Raw genomic sequence first — 14911 nt, forward strand, 5'->3', positions numbered from 1 at the left:
CGCCGCGCGAGTCCCAGGAGCCGCCCCACCGGGGCGACTCCTGGGCCTGCCTCGGGGCACCGCCCGTGGTCAGGCCGAGCGGACGTCGCTCGTGACCGCGAGGCTGCGGCCCGCCTCGACCTGCGCGGTGAGCGACTCCAGGGCACCCTCGATCAGACCGAGCGAGTCCGAGCCCAGCAGCTGGTGCAGCGGGGCCTCGCCGGAGTCGACCAGCGTGATGATGGCGCTCGCTGCCCGGGCGGGGTCCCCGAGCTGGGTGCCGGGCATGCCCTGGTGGGCCGTCGTCATCTCGCGGATGGCCTCGTACCCCTCGACCGTCGAGCTGGGCAGACCCAGGGACACGGGGCGGAGGAAGTCAGTGCGCATGTAGCCGGGCTCGACCAGGTTGACCTTGATCCCGTGGTCGGCGACCTCGGCAGCGAGTGCCTCGGTCAGCCCGTTCAGCGCAAACTTCCCGGCGCTGTAGAGGCCCCACCCCGGGAACGCGAGGTGACCAAGGATGGAGGAGACGTTGACGACGTGCCCAGCGCCCTTGGTCCGCATCACCGGGAGGGCAGCGCGCAGCACGTTCAAGACGCCGAAGACCTGCACGTCGAACATCTGCCGTGCGTCAGCGTCGGTGATCTCCTCCACGGCGGCGAGGAATCCGTAGCCGGCGTTGTTGACGACGACGTCGAGCCCGCCGAACCGCTTGACCGTCTGCGCAACGGCGCTCGCGACCGCCGCCTCGTCAGCGAGGTCGACCTCGAGCGGCAGGAGCCGATCGGTGGCGGCCTCACCGAGCGCGGAGAGCAGCCGCTCGGCCGAACGGGTGGTGGCCGCGACGTGGGCGCCACCGTCGAGAAGCTGCCGCGTGAGGTCGAGGCCGAGACCGCGCGACGCTCCCGTCACGAGCCAGGTGCGAGATGCCGAGATCGGGGAGGGGGACATGAGTGCTCCTAGGAGTTGGGGTGAGTGGCCGCCGGAAGCGGCCCGGTCTCCTCCAGTCTGTGTTCGTCGCGCGACGTTCAGGCCGCCTCGTTCGGCCCTGCGCGGCCTAGGTCTCCGCGGCCGAGGACGAGCGTGCCTAGGACTGGCGGACCCAGGTCCGAGGCGGCGTCAGGTGTCAGAATCTCCCCATGCCCGACGTCAATCGCGAGCTCGCCGACTTCCTGCGTCGTGCCCGCGCCGCGGTCGATCCTGAGCGTGCAGGGCTGCCAGCGGACACCCGCATCCGGCGCGTTCCGGGACTGCGCCGCGAGGAGGTCGCCCTGCTGGCGAGCGTGTCGACCGACTACTACACACGCCTCGAGCAGGGTCGCCGGATCACGCCGTCAGCCTCGGTCCTCGAGGGGATCGCGCGGGCACTCGACCTCGACGCGGCCGGCCGCACCCACCTGGGTCACCTGACGGGCACCCCCCTGACCGGCATCAGCCACCCGCCAGCCGTGCAACGCGTCCGGCCTGGCCTCCACCAGTTCCTGGACGCCCTCGACGCGCAGCCCGCCTTCGTGCTCGGCCGACGGACCGACGTCCTCGCCAGCAACCGTCTGGCCCGAGCCCTCCTGACCGACTTCAACCGTCTGCCGGCACCAGAGCGCAACTACGCCCGCTGGGTCCTCACGAGTGACGAGGCGCGTGAGGTGTTCGTGGACTGGGAGGACCAGGCGCGCGCGGCCGTCGAGAGCCTGCGCCTCGAGCTCGGTGACGCCTCCGGCGACCCCGCGACGCTCGCGCTCGTCGACGAGCTTCGTGACCTGAGCCCCCACTTCGCCCGATGGTGGAGCGAGCACCGCGTGTACCAGCGCACGTTCGGGACCAAGCGCCTCCGGCATGCCGTGGCCGGCGAGCTCACGATCTCGTACGAGTCGTTCGGCCTCCCCGGCGACCCGGGGCAGACCCTGTTCGTCTACACGGCCGAGGCGGGCACGACCTCGCGCCAGGCCATGGACCTGCTCGCCAGCTGGATCGCGACGCCGTCGCACTGACCCGGGGGCGGCGCGGTGGGATTGCAGCCCACGACCACAGACGAGAAGACCCCCAGAGACACTGCGATTGCAGTTTTTTTCGGGGGTCTTCGTCACGCGGTGGCGGTGGGATTTGAACTCGTTCTGGGCGGTTCTCTGACCTGCGTTGATGCGCGATCCCGCCTGCGATTGCAGCGACTTCACGTCACACCGTCGACGCCTGTTTCACGCCAGATCACGGACAAATGTGGGCAAAATGTGGGCACGGGGCGAGCGACGCCCGGAGCTGGGTCTACTTCGGGTCATCCTGTTCGACCCACCTCGCGAGCCGGGCCAGTCCGACGCGCGAGTCTGGATGATCTTCCATCAGATCGGTCCGTGACGACACTCGCCCGAGAGCGCGAGCCACGTAGCGTCGTTGGGTCTTCGTCGAGGGGCTGCCAGCCAGGTCCGGGACCTTGAGCATCGCGGACATGGTCACGAAGTCCTCGAGGTGGCGACCTGCCGTGGCGCCCGAGACGCTGACCGTGGTGTCCGCTGCGGCCTTCGCGATCAGGGCGCCCATGAGAGTCGGTCGTCGCACGCGACCGATGCGATCTCCGACCTGAACGTCGACGAGCTCGGAGAGGTCGACAGCGATCTGGCCCGCCGGGGTCTCGACCGTCGGCGATCCGGAGACACCCAAGACCTTCGCGCGCAGCCGCTCGCCAAGACCCTGCGGGATCAGCAGGTCGATCTGCGCGTCGCCTCGGTACCAACGGTGTTCTGCCCCCGAGGGCGCCACCCCAGATGAGGTGAAGCCCATGTCGACCAGAGCTGCCGTGACGTCATGCAGGATGGTCGGCTGCAGCTTGACGTCTAGCACGGCGTCCGCGTCGTCGGTCGGCCGCACGAGTGGGTACCCGCGCTCGGCAGCGTGCAGGTGCACCATCTGGCCACCCACCAGCACCCACGCATCAGCCAAGACCTCGTGCAGGTCCATCAAGGCGTGCCAGGACGCCTCCTGCCCACGCGACGCGACCGGGACGACGATCACCAGAGACCCTCCTCCACCACCTCGCGGACCACCCGCTCCGCCGCGCCAGCCTCACGCGAGCGACCGTGATCAGCCAGGTCGGCCGCGACGATCAGTCGTGGGACTGGACCACGGGCGAACTCACTCACCCGAAGCACCAGCTCGCCATATCCGCGCTCAGCAGGCACCAACCAGAAATCGTCAACCAGAGACTTCACCTCGCTGGGCTGCACATATCCCTCCACAAACCCGCCCGACGACATCCGCGCTTGGGCGCTCGCGACGCCGGAGACCCGCACGCGCTGAGCAATCGCAACCAGCGACTCCTCGTCGGCTCGCCACCACCCGACGGCTCCCCTCGCCCGCATCCACGCCTGCACCTGACCCACTGCATCATCAGCCTCCGACAACGCGTTCAAACGCTTACGAAGCCGAGAACGCTCGCTCGACTCCAACCACTCGGCACGACCACCATCGGCCATCACCGCCGCAGCCCACGCGATCCTCTCCGCCATCGGCCGCGACAACGAGGCACGCCAACGGACCACCTCGGCATCGGCAATCGCCCACTGCGACCCAACCTTCTCCGCCCGAACCTGGCCACCCGCCGCCAGCTGGCGCGCCCGTGCCACGGAGATGCTCGCCGCCGTCGCGAACTGAGATACGCTCAACATGACACTAGAATAGCGAGAGCGCTAGTCTAGTGTCCACCGTGCCCGAGGCTGCACATCCGGAGCATCGACAGCGACGGTCGAACCGGTTCCGCCGGACTTCCTCGGGCATGGTCATGACCTGCACGACTACCGGCTCGGGTGGAAGCTGCGAGTTGAGTACCGTGAATCCGGGCGCCGGCGGCCCGTCATTCGACGCCGTCACCACAGCTCGGGGCAGTGTGCAGGAACTGGGTCAGTGCTGCTCGGCTGGTCGTCAGGCAGTCGATTTTGGTGTCGAGCTCGGTGATCTGCTCGCGCACCATGCCGGCCAGGATCTCGTCGCAGGTACTCGTCCACGTTGTTCGCCCGTGCTGGCGGTCGAGCACGATCTTGATGAAGCGGATCGGCACGCCGGACCGGGAGAGGTCCTTGATCGTGCGGACCTTCTCGACGTCGGCCTCGGTGTAGGTGCGGTAGCCGTTGGGGAGCCTCTGCGGCTCCAGGAGCTCCTGCTCCTCGTAGTAGCGGAGCATGCGCACGGCCACACCTGTCCGCCGCTCCACGTCCCCGATCCGCATGCCGACCTCCGCACGGCTCGTCGATTCGAATCCGAGCTTGACCTTGACAGTAATGTGAGGCTTTAGCGTACCGGCATGTCAGACGATGTGATCTTGACCGGGGCCCGCGACACCACCGCCCGACCTCGCACATGGCCTGCTCTGGCAGTCCTCACGGCGGCAACCTTCGTCACCGTGACGATCGAGATGCTGCCCACCGGACTACTGCCCCTGATGAGCGCCGACCTCGGCGTCTCGGAGTCACGTGTCGGCGTCCTGGTCAGTGCCTGGGCAATCACGATCGCGCTCGTCGGCATCCCTCTGGTCCGACTGACCCTGCGGTGGGACCGCACGGTGCTGCTGGCCGGGTGCCTGACGGTCATGGCGGCGTCCAACCTCATCACGGCTGCCGCGACGGACTTCACGGCAGCACTGGCCGGACGCATCCTGGCCGCCACCGCCCACGGCCTGTTCTGGGCCGTGGTGGTCAGCCACGTCGCGGCGATCGTGATGCCGGCACGACTGGGCCGCGCCCTGGCCATCGTCCTGGCCGGGCCTACGATGGCGGGTCTGGCCGGCCTCCCGGCAGCCGCGCTCATCGCCGAGATCGCAGGATGGCGGACCGTGTTCGTCGCGCTCTCCGGGGTCCTCGTGGTCGTCGCCGTCGTCCTCGTCGTCGCACTGCGTCAGCACCGGTCGGAGGATGATGAAACCGCCGCGAACGGCTCGTGGGACCGCAGCGGCTGGGCCGTCTCAACCACAGCTGTCGCCGGCGGGCTCGTCCTCATCGGGCACTTCGCGGCCTTCACCTTCGTCACGACCTTGATCACCGACCATGCTGGATTCGATCGGTCGAGCATCCCCGCACTGCTGCTGGCGTTCGGGATCGCCGGGGCGGCCGGCGTCGCCGCGGCGGGTTACGCGTCCGATCGGTTTCCCCGATCGTCGGTAGCAGCGTCGGCAGCCGCCGTCGCGCTCGGCCTGTTCCTCCTCACGATCAGCAAAGACCAGGCCTGCATGTTCGTAGTCGGCGTAGCCGTGTGGGGCCTGGCCATCGGCGCGTTCCCGCCCCTGCTGCAGGCGCGCGTCCTGCGCGTCTCCAGCCCGGCATTCCGGCCCATGGCCGGCAGCATCGTCGTCACCGCGCTCAACCTCGGAGTCGCCGCCGGAGCCGCCGCCGGCGGCGTCGCCCTCCGTGCTAGCCCCCAGGCCGTCGCCGCAGCCGCCCTCAGCGCGGCAGCCCTGGGCACGATCGCCCTCGCGCTGCTGCCACAGCGCGAAGCGGAATGATCGCCCCACACCGCCGAGCCCCTCTGGTGGACGTGCAGCCTGGCGCCCCCAGTTAGGACCCCGACGTGGCCCGCGCGCGGGATGACGATCTTACCTGAGGGTGCCTCCGGTTATGATCGTGATGTGGGTCGACGGCAGCTGCACTTCAATGTCCACGTCGCCGGTGCGGGGCATCACGAGGGAGCGTGGATGCACCGGACCGTGGACGCCGCAGGGGTCGACGAGTTCTCGCACTTCCGAGCGCTCACAAAGGTGGCTGAGCGCGGCACCTTGGACTCGATCTTCCTGGCCGACATCCCCGGCACCCCTCCCAACGTCGCCTTCAGCGGCCCCATGACGCACGAGCCCCTGACCCATCTGTCCGCCGTTGCAGCGGTGACGCAGCACATCGGTCTGATTGGCACGGCCACGACGTCGTACTACGAGCCGTACAACCTTGCGCGCCTGTTCGCCTCATTGGATCTGCTGAGCTCCGGCCGAGCGGGGTGGAACATGGTCACGACGGGCCTGCCGATGGTCGCCCGCAACTTCGGAGACGACCCCCTCCCGGCCCACGAGGCTCGCTATGAGCGCGCCGACGAGTTCGTCGAGGTCGTGCGAAGCCTGTGGCAGAGCTGGGACGACGGCGCGGTGGAGCTCGATGAGGTCACCGGTCGCTACCTCGATCCAGAGCGCTTGCGCGACATCCATCACCGCGGCGAGCGCTTCAGCGTGGCCGGATCACTCAACGTGCGTCCGTCGCCGCAGGGCGAGCCCGTTCGCGTCCAGGCCGGCGGATCCGATCGTGGTCTTGATTTCGCCGCCCGCCACTCGGAAGTCGTCTTCACCTCTCAGCACGACATCCGCGCGGCCGTCGCTTTCGCCCACGACCTGCGAGCACGGGCGCGGGCCCTCGGGCGCGACCCGTCATCATTGCTCGTCCTGCCGGGGCTATCGGCGATCATCGGATCGTCGGAGTCGGAAGCTCGCGCCCATGCGGCCGAGCTCGACGACCTCGTGCGGCCTGCTGCGAGCCTCGCCCTGCTCAGCATCCAGCTGGGCGGGTTCGATGTCACCCAGCTCGACCCGGATGGACCATTTCCTGACCTGAGACACGACCCCGTGGCAACCGCTAGCCGGCAACGTTTCCGGCTCATCACGGAGAAGGCGTGGCGTGAGAACTTGACCGTGGCTGAGGTCGCCCGCTGGGCGGCCCGTGGCCACGGTCACCGCGTCGTGGTCGGCACACCGGAGCAGGTGGCGGACGACATCGTCACGTGGTTCGATGCGGGCGCGGCCGATGGATTCAACCTCCAGCCCCCCGTGCTCCCCGACGGCCTCACGCGATTCGTCGACCACGTCATCCCCCTGCTCCGATCCCGGGGCGTGTTCCGTCGCGAGTACGAGTCGACCACCCTGCGTGGCCACCTTGGCCTGCCTCGCGAGCGAAGCACGACTCGCTCTTCAGGGAGGGGTGACGTGAAATGATGGCACCAAGCCCACCGTCGCACCACGTCAGGATCCACCCGTGACCGACACCGTCGTGCACATCGCCCAGCGCCCCAAGCGCGGCGACGCCGCTCGCAACTACGACGCGCTGCTTCTCGCGGCCCGGTCCGAGTTCGAGTCGCACGGGACGTCGGCCAGCTTGACCGACGTCGCGACTCGGGCAGGCGTCGCGATCGGCACCCTCTACCGCCACTTCCCCACCCGGGAGACCCTGATCGAGGCGCTGACGCGCGACTCCCTGCACGGGCTCATCAGGCACGCTGAGGAACTCGAGTCCTCCTCCGAGGCCGAGGCGGCGCTCCGCGAATGGGTCGCCCACGCCGTCGATCACGCCAGCGTCTTCCGGGGCCTGGCTGCCTTGCTCTCGGAAGAGTTCTACCGCGAAGGCACTCCGAACCACGCAGCCTGCGAGCAGATGCACGGAGCTGCGGAGCGGCTGTTGGCACGAGCGCAGGCCGCGCGAACCGTCCGGGACTCGGTCACGAGCGACGAGCTCTGGTCGATCATCCTGTCGGCGGCCTGGATCCGCGAGACGTCACCGGCCGAGGCCGATCGAAGCAATGTCGTGCTGCGATTCGCGCTCGACGGGATCACGGTGGCACCGACACCGTGAGTTCGTCCATCATCTGAGACATCCATAACCTGAGGCCGCCTCAGGATAGCGTGCGGTTCGCCATCCCCCGTACGCAGGAGTTCTCATGTCCCGATCTGCCCGCCTCTTGGCCGGCGCTCTCGCCGCCGCCGCCCTGACCGTGTCCGCCTGCAGCGGATCCAGCTCCGAATCACGAGGATCGGGCGAGCCTGTCTCGGGTGGTTCCCTCACGTGGGCCGTGGAGACCGAACCCACGACCCTCAACCCGCAGCTCAACGGGCAGAACCGGACCCACCTGATCCTTCGCAACGCCTACGAGTCCCTCCTGTACCGCGACTCCGACGGCGGCTACGTGCCCTGGCTCGCGGACAGCTACGAGGTCTCGTCTGACGCGCGACAGTTCACGTTCACGCTGCGCGAGGACGTGACGTTCAGCGATGGCGAGCCGCTGACAGCTGCGGCGGTCAAGGTCAACTTCGACCACCTCAACGATCCGACCTACGACGAGAACGGCGCCGGTCAGGGACCCCTCGCGCACCTGGAAGAGGTCGTCGTCATCGACGAGCGGACTGTACGGTTCGATCTCGTCGACTCGTTCGCGCCGTTCCTGGACTACGCCTCCAACGCCTTCCTGATCTCACCCTCCTCGTACGAGGAGGACTCGATTTCGGCGGGCGGGTCGCAGGTCCACGGCACGGGACCCTTCGTGATCTCGGACGTCGCGTCCGGCCAGGAGGTCACGTTCGAGCGTCGCGACGACTACGACTGGGCCCCCGCCAATGCCGGGCACCAGGGCCCTGCCTACCTCGACTCCGTGACCTACCGCTTCCTGCCCGAGTCGTCCGTGCGTATCGGGGCGCTGACCTCGGAGCAGGTTGACGTCATCGAGGGCATCCCCGGGATCGACTCGGCCACCTTGTCGGACAACGACGAGGTGACGGTCGCGCGATCGAGCCTCATCGGCGCTCCGTGGTCGATCTACTTCAACACGATCTTCGGGCCGACGCAGGACGAGAGCGTGCGCAAGGCGTTCGTGGCGGCCGTCGACGTCGACACGATCCTCGACTCGATCTACCAGGGCGAGCGGACGCGGGCGTGGAGCTCGCTGAACGCGTCCGAGACCCAGTTCTACCAGCCCGCGCTCGAAGGAAGCTTCGGCAACGATCCCGATCTCGCGAACGAGCTGCTCGACGCCGCCGGATGGTCCGGACGCGACGACGAAGGCTTCCGCACCAACACGGCCGGCGAGCGCCTGACGATCACCCTGTTCCAGGGCGCCAGCTACGTGTTCGACGGGCGCGACACCGTGCTGCAGGCCGTTCAGGCGCAGGTCAAGGACGTCGCGGGAATCGACTTCGACGTCCAGCAGGTCGACGACGGTACGTGGGCCGAGCACTACGTCGCCAATGACTACGGTGCCCTCGACAACGCCATCATCGAGCCTGGTTCGGCGAGCCTCCAGTGGCACTGGCTGCCGAAGGAGCTGGGCGGCGCGGTGAACTTCAGCAACATCGACGAGGACCAGGTCACCACGTGGCTGACGCAGGGGTGGTCGACTCCCGACGTCGCAACGCGGGCCGCGATCTACCAGGACTTGCAGACCCACGTCGTGGCCGAGAGGGCGTACGTGCTGCCGCTGGTCGAGAGCGAGGCTCAGGTCGCGACGCGGGACCACGTCCACGGGTTCAGGTTCCGCCCGTACTACAACGATCCGGAAAGCGCCTACGACATCTGGCTCGACCCCGCGTCGTGACGCACCTGCTCGCCCCGGCGGCGCGTGGCCGACGGTCGCGCGTCGCCGGGAGGGTCGCGGCTCGACTCGGGTCGGCGCTTCTCGTGGTGTGGCTGGCGTCGACTCTCGCGTTCTTCGCCGTTCACGCCGCTCCGGGCGACATCGTGCGGGTCCTGATCGGCACGGGGCCCGACACGCCCGAGGTTCGGGCTGCGGTCAGCGCTCGATGGGGGCTCGACCAGTCGCTCGGACAGCAGTACATCGAGTTCCTCCGACGTCTGTTGTCGGGGGATCTCGGGGAGTCCTTCGTCCTGCGCAGACCCGTCACCGACGTCATCGGCGACGAGATCCTCCCGACCGTGCAACTGGCTGGCGCTGCCTCAGCGCTCGCACTGCTGGCGGCGACCGCGATCTCCGTGGCGACGGCCGGGAGGCGGCTGAGGAGGCGTGTGGCCGGATCGGTCGAGCTCACGCTCGTGTCGGTGCCCGACTTCTGGCTCGGCCTGATGCTGCTGTTCCTGTTCAGCTTCACCCTGCCGTGGTTCCCGGTCGCCGGCGCCTCGGGCGCCTCCTCGCTCGTTTTACCGGCGATCGCCTTGGGCGCGCCCATCGCCGGCGTCCTGTCACAGCTGATGCGTCAAGGACTCGAAGAGGCGCTGGACCAGCCGTTCGCGACGACCGTGCGGGCACGCGGAGTGTCGGACCTGCGTCTGCGACTCGGACACGGACTGCGACACGCCGCACTCCCGGTCGTCAACCTTGGTGGCTGGATCTTCGCCAGCCTCCTCGGAGGTGCCGTCATCGTCGAACAGGTCTTCGGTCGACCCGGTCTCGGACGTCTGATCCTGTCTGCGGTGCAGGGGCGCGACGTCCCGTTGGTCGTCGGCATCGCACTGATGTCGTCGATCGCGTACGTCGCATGCAACACCCTGGCGGACCTCGTGAGCTGGTGGATCGACCCCCGTCTTCGCAACCCGGTGCCGGCATGACCGCGCACCGTGGCTCACGGCCGGCGACGCTCGTCATGACAGCCGTCCTCGTGGCGGCAGCGGCAGCCGTCGCGGCCCCCGACCTGCTGGCGCCGCACGACCCGCTGGGGGCAGATCCCCTCGACGCGCTCTCGTCGCCGAGCTTCGACCACCCGCTTGGAACCGACCAGCTGGGGCGCGACGTCCTGAGTCGACTCGTCCACGGGGCCCGGCGCTCGATCGGTCTGGCCGTGCTCGCGACCGGCCTTGCCGTCACCGTCGGCACTTTCGTCGGACTGGTGGCCGGGATGTCCCCGCGCGTCGTCGACGAAGCCGTGAGCCGGCTGCTCGATGTCGTCGCGTCGTTTCCGACCCTGCTGCTGGCCCTGACCCTGATCGCCTTCGTGGGTCCCGGATCCGGGTCCGTGGTCGTCGCGCTCGGATCCGCGACCGTGCCGCACTACGCCCGCGTCGTCCGCGCACGGACTCAGGTCGTGCGCCGCAGCGAGCACGTCGCCCAGGCCCGGACCCTCGGCCTGTCCTCCACGGTCTTGGTCCGACGCCACGTCCTGCCTCAGGTGCTGGCGCCTGTCGTGGTCCTGGCGACCCTCGGCGTCGGCGGTGCCGTGCTTGCCATTGCGGGGCTGAGCTTCGTGGGCATGGGCGTACCGCCCCCGGCTCCCGAATGGGGCTCGATGCTGGCCGAAGGCAGGAACACCCTCGCGCACGCGTGGTGGATCTCGGTGTTCCCCGGGATCGCGCTCGTCGCGCTCGTCATCACCGTCTCGGCCCTCGGCCAGCGACTTCAGGGCACGAGTAACGGACCCGGATCATGACTGACCAAGACCCCGTCCTTGACCTCTCCGGTCTCACCATCGACTTCGGCGCGCGCCGGGTCCTGCACGGTCTCGACCTGCGCATCGGGCGAGGCGAGTGCGTCGCGCTCGTCGGCGAATCCGGATCCGGAAAGTCCGTCACCGCCAAGGCGCTGCTCGGACTGCTCGACGCCCGGGTCGCGACCGATCGGTTCACGATCCTCGGCCAGGACGCGGCCGCACTCGACGAACGAGCGTGGCGCCGCATCCGTGGTCGACAGGTGGCGCTGGTCCACCAGGACGCCCTCGTGTCGCTGGACCCGCTGCGGACCGTCGCGCGCGAAGTCGGAGAACCCTTGCGGGAGCACTCGGTGGTGCCCCGCGCTGAACGTGCAGCCGAGGTGCGCCGATTGCTGGGCAGTGTCGGATTCCCCGGCGGATCGAGGCGCGCGTCCCAACACCCCGACGAGCTCTCCGGCGGGCTCCGCCAACGTGCCTTGATCGCCTCGGCCGTCGCCGCACGGCCGGCCCTCCTCATCGCGGACGAACCGACGACGGCGCTCGACGTGACGGTCCAGGCGCAGGTCATCGACCTGCTGCGCGCGCTCACCTCTGCCGGGATGGCGATGCTGTTCATCAGTCACGACATCGCCGTCGTCTCCCAGGTCGCCGATCGCATCGTGGTGCTGCGCGACGGACAGGTCGTCGAGACCGGACCCGTCGAGCAGATCCTGCACCGGCCGGGCGCGGACTTCACCAGGCGGCTGGTGCAGAACGCGCTCGAGCCCACGTTCACCGACATCGGCGATCGTCCTGCCCCCGGCCGCGAAGTACTGCGGCTCGAGGCCGTGAGCAAGCGCTTCGGCACAGCGCACCACCCGATCGTCGCCGCAACAGACGTCGACCTCCGAGTTCACCAGGGAGAGGTCGTCTCCTTGATCGGGGAGTCCGGATCGGGCAAGACCACCGTCGGGCGGATCGCGCTCGGCCTGCTCTCACCCGACCGGGGCTCCGTCGCCCTCGACGGCGAACCGTGGAACCCCCTTCCCGAACGCGCTCGGCGATCCAGGCGACACCGCGTGCAGCAGGTTCCGCAGGACCCGCTGTCGTCCTTCAACCCGCGATACACCACCCGCCGCGTGGTCGCTGAAGCGCTCCGCGCCCAGGGACGACCAGCCGGGACCCAGGAAGTTGCAGCAGTCCTGGATCTGGTCAGCCTCGATGCCGACCTGCTCGACCGCATGCCCCGGTCGATGTCGGGCGGACAACGACAGCGCCTGGCCTTCGCCCGAGCGCTCGCGACCGAGCCCGACGTCCTGGTGGCGGACGAGCCGTTCTCGGCGCTCGATGCGACCTTGCAGGCCGAGCTCGTCGGCGTCCTGGATCGCATCCGCCAGGAGCACCAGCTCGGCGTCCTGCTCATCACCCACGACCTCGGTCTCGCCGCTCGCATCAGCGACCGGATCCTGGTCATGCGCGACGGCGTCGTGGTCGATCAGGGCACACCGAAGGTCTTGATCGAGAGCTCGGACCATCCGTACACGCGGCAGCTGCTCGCGGCGGTCCCCCGCATCCGGACGAGCCCACGAGTCCTACGGTGAGTCCCGCTCAGGCGGGGAGCACCACGACCTGTTCCCGGTGAGCTGTCGGCCGGACGACCTCCGCCACGACCGCCAGGGCCAGCGTGTCGTAGTCCAACGACGACCTCAGCTCCCCCTCGCTGACGTGGTGGCTCCCCAAGCGATAGCCGTCACTCTCGTCCACGTCCTCGCTGAGCCCCGCAGGTGGTGTCAGCAGGGCCCAGTCGAGATCAGATGCCTCGAGGGCAGCGATCTCGCGAAGGCGCGACTCCCCGTAACCATGAAGGAACGGCGGAAAGAGCTCGGGGTCGTCCATGACCCGGGTGCCGTCACGCCACACGAGCGTCGCGAACAGGCCGATACCGACGACCCGCGCGACCCGCGCGAGGTCCAGCGTCCTGACGACGCCCGCGAAGAAGTCCCGATCGAGGTCGGCCGTCAGCTCCTCCGGGCTCGAGAAGGGCGTGATGGCGACGACCACGGCCCGCGAGCCCGCGACCACTCGTCGCAGCTCGACCGGATCGGTGGCATCCGCCGCGACGACCCGAGCGGGGTGCGCGGCTCCCAGGCTCGGTGCGGCCCTGCCCACTGCGACGCACGGAACACCAAGGTCAACCAGGTGCCGGACGACCTGCCGTCCGGCACGACCTCCTGCGCCGAGCACGACGACCGGGCGCGGGTCGACGGTGCTCACCGGACGATCTCGGCGAGCAGCTCGTAGGACCGTCGACGGTGCTCGATTCCGGGGACCTGCGTCAGGACGAACAGCTCATCGGGGGCAACCGCCTCGATCAGCGTGGCGAGGCGTTTCGCCACGGTCGCCCGCGAACCGATGATCGAGGGCGCGAGCTTCTCGGCCACGAACGATTCCTCGACGTCGCTCAGCATCAGGTCGTCGGTCTCCTGCAGCGTCGGCAACAGCGTGTGCGGGTCGTGCGAGCGCATCGCGAGCTGGCCGACGACGAACGGCCTCGCCAGCCGGTTCGCCAGGTCGTCGGAATCGGCCACGACGGCGTTGATCGCCACTCCGGCGTAGGGCTCGTCGATCGGCCCAGCGGAGAATGCTTCTCGATACGCCGCCAGTGCCTCGGCGGCGAATCCTGGCCGGATGATCTCGGCGTAGACATAGGGGAGCCCACGGCGACCCGCCAGCTCCGCGCTCTGGACACTGTTGCCCACGATGACCAGCTCTGGAGCGACCTCCGCCCGTGGCGTCGCACGGACAGGTCCTGCGTCAGCCAGGTAGGCCGTCAGTTCGTCCAGCTGCTCGTCGAACGTCTGCGAACGCGACTGCCCCAAGCGCGCCGCAGACTCGGGCGACCCACCCTTCCCGCGACCGATCCCGAGATCGACCCGCGCAGAATGCAGGGCCGCAAGCGTCAAGAACTGCTCGGCGACGACGAGCGGCGAGTGACTCGGCAGCAGGACCGCGCCCGACCCCACCCGCAGGCTCGACGTCGCGGTGAGCACCTGGCCCGCAAGCACCGCGGGCGCCGAGCTCGCCAGCGCGGGGGTCGCATGATGCTCAGCCAACCAGTAGCGGTGGAACCCGAGCTGCTCAACCGCTCGCGCGAGCTCCACGCTCTCCCGCAGCGCTGTCGCTGCCCCACTGCCACGCCAGACCGGAGACGTGTCATGCACGCTGAGTCGCGGAGAAACCATAAGTCGAGGCTACCTCATGTTAAACCTCGACGTGTCAATGCCCGATCCCTCGGCGAGATCCCGGAGCTGAGCGGCTCGACGTGGGATGTCCCGGCCCGCAGGGACGATCCGGGTCACGGGATGCGGATCCCGCGCAGCTCGTCCTGACGGTCGGCGATCTTGACGGTGTCGCCCACCTCGATGCGGGGCTCGGTGCTGAACGTGCCAGCTCAAGGACATCGCGCCCGCGTGTCACCACTCTGCCGCACCTCGAGACCAAGTCCAAGCCTGGATCTGAACGACCGGATCGCGCGAGTTCGGTGTCGCGGTCCTCACGTGGGGCATTCGGCCGACTGCGCTCGTCACGGTCCAGTCAGTCGCGATGAGCCGACGTCAGGGGTCTCGGTCGATCGCGAGCAACCTGGGTAGTGCTTTCCGGTTCCGTGCAGCGCCCCTGGCACCTCTTACGGGCTCGAGATCGCCTCGCGAGGGTTGTTTTCCCCAGAGCGACTGGCGACGCACGTCGGCGCCACGAGCTGGACGGAGCGCTGCTAGAGATGTGGGCAAAATGTGGGCACAGGATCGATGTCCCGCTCGCGGCGAAGGGCCCTTTCGCTCCGTAATTGCAGGCAGT

14 protein-coding genes are annotated in these 14911 nt (G+C 68.9%); 8 read left to right on the top strand and 6 right to left on the bottom strand.

Annotated features, from left to right (window positions below; genetic code table 11):
- Positions 1–69: 69 nt before the first annotated feature.
- Entirely contained in the window at positions 70–930 is an 861-nt protein-coding gene (locus tag ABD127_RS16890) for an SDR family NAD(P)-dependent oxidoreductase (protein ID WP_344203660.1), read from the bottom strand.
- 188 nt (positions 931–1118) lie between these two features.
- On the opposite strand from ABD127_RS16890, the gene ABD127_RS16895 reads away from it, so the two are divergent.
- Entirely contained in the window at positions 1119–1967 is an 849-nt protein-coding gene (locus ABD127_RS16895; protein ID WP_344203662.1) for a helix-turn-helix domain-containing protein, read from the top strand.
- A 271-nt stretch (positions 1968–2238) separates the two neighbouring features.
- Here the strand turns inward: ABD127_RS16895 and ABD127_RS16900 are convergent, their stop codons facing one another.
- The 3 genes from ABD127_RS16900 to ABD127_RS16910 form a co-directional block, all read right to left on the bottom strand.
- Complete coding sequence (locus ABD127_RS16900; RefSeq protein ID WP_344203664.1) at positions 2239–2982, bottom strand: hypothetical protein; 744 nt, start codon at positions 2980–2982, stop codon at positions 2239–2241.
- Positions 2979–3635 carry a hypothetical protein gene (locus ABD127_RS16905; RefSeq protein ID WP_344203665.1) on the bottom strand — a complete coding sequence of 219 codons (657 nt, stop codon included), beginning with the start codon at positions 3633–3635 and terminating at the stop codon, positions 2979–2981. Before ABD127_RS16905 ends, ABD127_RS16900 begins: the two co-directional genes overlap by 4 nt.
- Before the next feature lie 185 nt (positions 3636–3820).
- Positions 3821–4192, bottom strand: coding sequence for a MerR family transcriptional regulator (locus ABD127_RS16910; protein ID WP_344203667.1), 372 nt, complete (start codon positions 4190–4192; stop codon positions 3821–3823).
- Positions 4193–4267: 75 nt separating this feature from the next.
- Here ABD127_RS16910 and ABD127_RS16915 point away from each other — a divergent pair, with 75 nt between their 5' ends.
- The 7 genes from ABD127_RS16915 (at position 4268) to ABD127_RS16945 (ending at position 12657) form a co-directional block, all read left to right on the top strand.
- A complete protein-coding gene (locus ABD127_RS16915) occupies positions 4268–5461 on the top strand; it encodes an MFS transporter (protein ID WP_344203669.1) in 1194 nt (397 codons plus the stop codon).
- 81 nt (positions 5462–5542) lie between these two features.
- Positions 5543–6928, top strand: coding sequence for an LLM class flavin-dependent oxidoreductase (locus ABD127_RS16920; RefSeq protein ID WP_344203670.1), 1386 nt, complete (start codon positions 5543–5545; stop codon positions 6926–6928).
- Between the two features lie 40 nt (positions 6929–6968).
- Positions 6969–7562: a TetR/AcrR family transcriptional regulator gene (locus ABD127_RS16925; protein ID WP_344203672.1), complete on the top strand. Its 594-nt coding sequence runs from the start codon at positions 6969–6971 to the stop codon at positions 7560–7562.
- A gap of 217 nt (positions 7563–7779) precedes the next feature.
- Positions 7780–9294 (top strand): ABC transporter substrate-binding protein, encoded by a 1515-nt coding sequence (locus tag ABD127_RS16930; protein ID WP_344203673.1) that lies wholly within the window; start codon positions 7780–7782, stop codon positions 9292–9294.
- Entirely contained in the window at positions 9291–10262 is a 972-nt protein-coding gene (locus ABD127_RS16935) for an ABC transporter permease (protein ID WP_344203675.1), read from the top strand. The genes ABD127_RS16930 and ABD127_RS16935 overlap by 4 nt, the downstream gene beginning before the upstream one ends.
- A gap of 35 nt (positions 10263–10297) precedes the next feature.
- Positions 10298–11077, top strand: coding sequence for an ABC transporter permease (locus ABD127_RS16940; RefSeq protein WP_344203677.1), 780 nt, complete (start codon positions 10298–10300; stop codon positions 11075–11077).
- A complete protein-coding gene (locus ABD127_RS16945) occupies positions 11074–12657 on the top strand; it encodes an ATP-binding cassette domain-containing protein (protein WP_344203679.1) in 1584 nt (527 codons plus the stop codon). Before ABD127_RS16940 ends, ABD127_RS16945 begins: the two co-directional genes overlap by 4 nt.
- A gap of 7 nt (positions 12658–12664) precedes the next feature.
- Here ABD127_RS16945 and ABD127_RS16950 read toward each other — a convergent pair whose 3' ends face one another.
- Together ABD127_RS16950 and ABD127_RS16955 are read right to left on the bottom strand one after the other, a co-directional pair.
- Complete coding sequence (locus ABD127_RS16950) at positions 12665–13330, bottom strand: NAD(P)-dependent oxidoreductase (protein ID WP_344203681.1); 666 nt, start codon at positions 13328–13330, stop codon at positions 12665–12667.
- The gene (locus tag ABD127_RS16955) at positions 13327–14298 is read right to left on the bottom strand and encodes an LLM class flavin-dependent oxidoreductase (protein ID WP_344203682.1); all 972 of its coding nucleotides are present in this window, start codon (positions 14296–14298) and stop codon (positions 13327–13329) included. Before ABD127_RS16955 ends, ABD127_RS16950 begins: the two co-directional genes overlap by 4 nt.
- Positions 14299–14911 lie beyond the last annotated feature (613 nt).

Origin of the sequence: Aeromicrobium alkaliterrae (assembly GCF_039529015.1) — a bacterium.
Lineage (GTDB): Bacteria > Actinomycetota > Actinomycetes > Propionibacteriales > Nocardioidaceae > Aeromicrobium > Aeromicrobium alkaliterrae.